We start from the raw sequence: 1,065 nt of genomic DNA on the forward strand, positions 1-1,065 counted from the left end.
TGATAATAGAGGCTAAGTGATTGGTATTAGTGTGGTTTTTCTTGGTTTGGATATCAAGATTGAAGCGCCTGAAATTCACTAGGCGCCTCATTATTGCGGATAAATAATCGTTTTTCAGCCTTAGAGCAAACGTGTTCCATAATATAAAGCGTTATTTCTTTTACTCTTTTTACCTAAAGAGCAATGTACTTAGAGAATGATTTACTTAGCGCTATATAGTGTGCTGACGATAGAGGCTACATCGTAAATTGAACGCCTAGATTAAACGATCTTTCTGATTGGTTTCGTTTAGAGGCCTCAAACCCTGCAACAARCCCAAAGACTCTGCCAAATTGGAATACGTTAGTTAGCTTTACTGTGTCTTTGCTGATGTCAAAGAAATCGTGCTGGTAAGAGAGATCCATAAACCAATGTTTTGCAGCTTGAACTCTAGCTCCGGCTTTACAATACGCAGCTTGATCACTGTAGGAGATCGAATCTTTCCTATTCGCTCGGTAGTTTATGACGCCGCAAGAAACAGGAATAGAGAAAGATTGATTAATTGGCGCGTTAACTCCTCCTCCTAAGCTCCACGAATCAATTTCAGAACTGACGCGAGTAATGAAATCAGCGTTACCTTCAATAAATAGGGTATCGGTCACGCCTAACCCCATATCAAGGTATAACCCTCCCATTGATTTTTCTTCGCTGTTCACATACTTAGAGTCAAAGTAAGGTTCCATCGCTTCAGCCTTAAGAGTTGAATGTTTGTATCCAAATCCAATGTGAGACATTTCATTGACAATGTTGCTACTTGCGATTGATGGGAAAGATAGACTGAGGGCTATCAAACTAGGAATAACTCTTTTCATAACACGATTTGCCTATTGGTGAATAACGAGCTGGATCCTAATTTTCTTTGGCGTTTAATTCGAATGAAACTTTGTAAGTTTTGTAAGCTCGATTTTTTGGGAGGGTATGTACTTTAAGGCCGAAAATCAATTCCTTACGTTCGGTCTGAAATAGCCAAGGCTAGGTTCTTATTAATGCTCATCATTAGGGGGATATCTAGATAAACACCTATTT

General features: G+C 39.1%; 1 protein-coding gene. It reads right to left on the reverse strand.

Annotation, left to right across the window (positions count from 1 at the left end; all coding sequences use genetic code 11):
* Positions 1–236: 236 nt before the first annotated feature.
* A complete protein-coding gene (locus L4C33_RS22415) occupies positions 237–851 on the reverse strand; it encodes a hypothetical protein (protein WP_428814581.1) in 615 nt (204 codons plus the stop codon).
* Positions 852–1,065: the final 214 nt, after the last annotated feature.

Origin of the sequence: Vibrio makurazakiensis, from assembly GCF_050337375.1 — a bacterium.
In the GTDB taxonomy this organism is placed as follows: Bacteria; Pseudomonadota; Gammaproteobacteria; order Enterobacterales; family Vibrionaceae; genus Vibrio; species Vibrio makurazakiensis.